This window comes from Methylobacterium sp. WL119 (assembly GCF_008039875.1).
Taxonomy (GTDB): Bacteria; Pseudomonadota; Alphaproteobacteria; order Rhizobiales; family Beijerinckiaceae; genus Methylobacterium.
In genome coordinates, this window is the sequence record NZ_VRUU01000184.1 from 1 (window position 1) to 4,172 (window position 4,172).

Annotated in this window: 2 protein-coding genes and 2 pseudogenes; 1 reads left to right on the forward strand and 3 read right to left on the reverse strand. The window is 57.4% G+C overall.

The annotated features are described in order from the left end of the window. Positions 1–84 precede the first annotated feature (84 nt). Together FV227_RS27940 and FV227_RS27950 are read right to left on the reverse strand one after the other, a co-directional pair. Positions 85–966, reverse strand: coding sequence for a glycoside hydrolase family 16 protein (locus FV227_RS27940; RefSeq protein WP_147860416.1), 882 nt, complete (start codon positions 964–966; stop codon positions 85–87). Positions 967–2,330: 1,364 nt separating this feature from the next. Beyond that, positions 2,331–3,069 (reverse strand): annotated as a pseudogene (locus FV227_RS27950) (IS5 family transposase); the annotation flags it as partial. Positions 3,070–3,186: 117 nt separating this feature from the next. Between FV227_RS27950 and FV227_RS27955 the strand changes: the two are divergent. Further along, a pseudogene (locus FV227_RS27955) lies at positions 3,187–4,012 on the forward strand (IS5 family transposase); the annotation flags it as partial. 11 nt (positions 4,013–4,023) lie between these two features. On the opposite strand, the gene FV227_RS27960 reads toward FV227_RS27955, so the two are convergent. After that, positions 4,024–4,172, reverse strand: a 149-nt coding sequence (locus FV227_RS27960; RefSeq protein ID WP_147860417.1) for a transposase, incomplete at its 5' end; no start/stop codon positions are given.

Here is a 4,172-nt window from a genome sequence, read left to right on the forward strand (position 1 = left end):
ATATATTACTTGAATAATATTTTTAATATCTGCCGTATTAAACTGTATTTAAACCGGACAGCAAAAATATGTTTATATTTATTTTTATTTGCATTCAGCGTTTGATTTGCTTTCGTCGGGAGAATAAGCATGGATATAATCAACCAAGAGTTCTGAAGGGTTTGGCGTTTTATCAATCGGCCATCCGCCACCAAGAGCAAGATTTACAAGTATCATCAAAGGCTTTGTATGTTCCGGGGGGGTTGGCTTTCGGCCGATTTCATTCCTGTCAAGATAAAATACTATCCACTCTTTTGTTACATCTACACCATAGGTGTGAAAATCATTGCTTAGGGAATCATTAGGAACTTGTGTAACAATTTCACCGCCGCGATTGTTTTTTGAATCTGCCAGATCCCATACGTGCCAAACCGAATGAAACCCACTAGTGAATTGTCCATAGTATTCGATGACATCAATTTCTACCGACGGAGTTTTATCTCCCTTGCGATTGTTGGCAGCTAACCAGAATGCCGGCCAGACACCGGGGCCTGGAGGAAGTTTCATTCGTGCTTCGAAGTATCCATACATCTGAGAGAAGCCGGCTGTCGTCGGGTCTGCAGAAGAAAGAAGGCCCGACGTCCATTTTCCGTTCTCCTGTTTTCGCGCTCGAATAGTAAGAATACCATCCTTGACTATGAATGGGTCATTTTTTAATGGATCTGCGTAAATATCTATAGGATTGATGAACTGAGCATCGCCAAAGTCACCGTTCCAAGGCGTATGAGCCGACCAGCGGAATTTCTCGTTATTTGACGGAGAAACACTTAGATCATTGAAATCATCAAAAAAAACCTTTTTATATCGACAAAGATTGAGAGTTTCACCTGAAGCTTTAAGCTGCTTACAACCTGCTACGCTAATTAAGCATATAGAAACAGCAGATAGCCATACTCTAACGTTGACCTTCTTAGACAACTCATTCATTTTAACTACCTTTCGTATGGCCGCTTTATCACACAAACATCTATCTTCTAATATCCTTGGGGCATTGTCCATCCCTTGCCCGTTAAGTTTTACAACCTAGAGATGAGACGACTTAGTGAGGACGACAATCTAGAGGGGTGAGAGTAACAAGAAATTACGTATAGTTTTGGATGTCACGAGCCATGAAATTAATTCGATCTCTTTAATATGAATGTTCTTTGGATCTGATGCACTAAGTTGCAGTATTTAATCATCTCGTAAGCAGGTGAAATTGCGCGGCCGTACATTGTAGAATACAATATTGCGATCTGCGTGATCTGTTCCTCAACCTACCTACTGCTCTGTGGCGGCGTCAACGTGGACTGAACGGTGTCTCCGTCTTGACCGATGCTGGCAGCGAGCCTCTCCACGTTGAGGACACAGTAGGTTTGCGCTTCGCCAAGCCATTTATCGAACGTGGTAATATCTGATCGTCCTGAAGGTACTGGTCACAGTAGTACCCGACGATTTGACAGAACCTACGGTCGAGATTGACGACCATGGCCGCCGCGGTATCATAGCTCGACTTTGGCTCTTCATACGGCATGACAAAGGGCCATAGGCCCAGGCCGCAGGTAGGTGGAAGCGGGGTTTAGTTTGGGGGCCTCGCCACGGTGATGTCGGCAAAAGCCGCTCGCGCCAAATTGCACATCTTACATCGGCCAGGGCATCAGCGAAGGTCGGACGCGGTTTGGAGTACCACGCGGCGGTGGTGGCGAGCTGGGAGGCGTGTAGCGAGCAAAGTAATGATCGAGAACAGGGCGAGAAGGCAGGATGGGATGAGAGCGATCGTTCTGTCGGACCACTGCCGCTGAGTCTCGATACCGCGATGGGCACATGCTTCCTGGAAGGTACCTTTGGCTACGATCCACTCGCCGCGACGGCGCCCGATCGTGTCCTCGAAACGCCAGGATGACCGGACCGCGTGGTACGAAGGCTGGGTGAACATTCCGAGTAGGACGCAGCTGCCGCAGCACGGGCATCATGCTGGGCAGTTGAGGATGCGATGTACGTTCACGAACCGTCGTTCCTGCGCACGACCCAGGGTGCGCAGAACGCTCGTCATCGTACGGCGGCACGGCGTCAGGATCGCGCCGATCAGCAGAAGCTGAGCATGGCGCCACAAGCGGTGAACGAACAGTGGCGCTTCGCCAGGATGATCCCAGCGAAGCGGGCGAGCAGGGGTGGCATGGCAGTGTCTCTTGCAGGAAAAAGCGTCAGCCTCATCGTCAAACTCGCTTCGTCACCTCAGTCTGCTCGACACACTGCAAATAGGCAAAGTCGGGCTTAGAGCGTTTAATAGAACCGTCTGTGTGGTTGAGGGTGACGAGGGCGCAAGCCAGCGTCGTGAAGGCGAGGTGGAGGTCGGCGCGGCGCTCGTAGCGGATGGCCAGCCCCGGAAGCGGGCGAGTCACGCCAGGGTGCATTCGCACGACCCAGCGGTGCCGCCCCAGGCGCTGGCTGCTCTCGATGCCCCGGCGCGCGATGCGCAGCACGATCCCGCGCGCCCGGCACTCCTGGCGGCAGCGCCGATGATCGTAGGCTTTGTCCGCGTACAGATTGCAGGGCCTGCGGCGCAGGCGTCCACGCCGGCCCAAGCGCACTGACGGGATCGCGTCCAGCGTGGCGGTCAGCTTCGTGCTGTCGTGGGCGTTGGCCCCGGTCAGGACGAGGCCGGGCGGCGTGCCGCGGGCATCGACGACAGGTGGCGCATCGTCCCCGGCTTGCCGCGGTCGGTCGGGTTCGAGCCAGTCGCCGCGCCCGCTTTTTAGCTGGAATGCTCGCGCTGTCGAGCGCCGCCCGGCGCCAGTCTAGTTGCCCGGCTCCTTCGAGCCGCTCCAACAGGGCGCGATGCAACGCTGCCCAGCCCCCTGCTGCCTGCCAGTCGCATAGACGCCGCCAGCACGACATGCCCGAGCCGCAGCCCATCTCCTGCGGCAGGTACTTCCACGGCAGCCCGGTGCGCAACACGAACAAGATGCCGGTCAGCACCGCTTTATCCAAGATTGGCGGTCGCCCGCCCTTCGGGCGAGGCCGAGCAGCCGACAGACTCGGCGCGATCACCGCCTAGAGATCGTCGAGGACAAGGGCTCTAGCCATGCCCCAGCAACGCTCCAAAGGAGGTTTCGTTAGATGCACTAAGAGCGCGGGACAAAACCGTGTTGAGCGGGTTAGGCGGGCATGGACGCTCTTGTACCTGACGACCTCTGGGCGGTGATCGAGCCTCTTCTTCCATCCGAGCCGGAGAAGCCGAAGGGTGGTCGGCCGCGCGCTTCGGATCGGACGGCACTGGCGGGCATCACTTTGGTTCTGCGCACGGGCATGCAGTGGAAGCATCTGCCGCGATCCGATGTCGGCTGCAGCGGCAAGACGAGTTGGCGGCGGCTGGGTGTATGGCAGGCAGCTGGCGTCTGGGCCGCTCTGCATCGCGTGATGCTGGAGCAGCTTCAGGATGCAGACGCGCTCGATTGGTCACGGGCCGCCCTCGACAGTGCGAGCCTACCGGCGAAAAAAGGGGCACTGCGACGGGGCCGAACCCGACGGATCGAGGCAAGCCGGGGACGAAGCGCCACCTCGTCGTGGACGCCAACGGCACGCCCCCTCATGGTGAGCCTGTCGAACCATCGGCCTGACGCTCACCGGAGCCAACTGCCACGACAACCGTATGCTGGTCGCCACCCTCGATGCGGTGCCGGGCGTGCGCACAGGGCGTCGGGGTCGCCTTTGGCGCAGACCGGACAAGTTGCACGCTGACAAGGGCTACGATCATCGCCGGTGTCGAGGTGAGTGCCGGGCACGCAGCATCACGCCGCGCATCGCCCGGCGCGGCATCGAGAGCAGCCAACACCTCGGCCGCTACCGCTGGATCGTCGAACGCACGCTGGCGTGGCTGGCTCGCTTCCGCCGGCTGACCATCCGCTACGAGCGACGGGCTGACCTCCACCTCGCCTTCACGACCCTCGCCTGCGCCCTCATCTGCCGAACTCAGGCCAAACGGTCTTGTCCCTCTAGGGCGTGTCATCGCTTGAGCCAATCGAGGGCTGCAGCGAGGGAGAGGACGCCCATGAAGCTGGCGGCGGTTTTCTCGTAGCGGGTGGCGATGGCACGCCATTCCTTGAGCCTGGCCCAGAGGCGCTCGACCTGACTGCGGTTGTTGTAGATCCAGT

Excerpts from the sequence above, each read along its gene's own strand:
- FV227_RS27940 (WP_147860416.1), bottom strand. The coding sequence starts at position 966 with ATGAATGAGTTGTCTAAGAAGGTCAACGTTAGAGTATGGCTATCTGCT.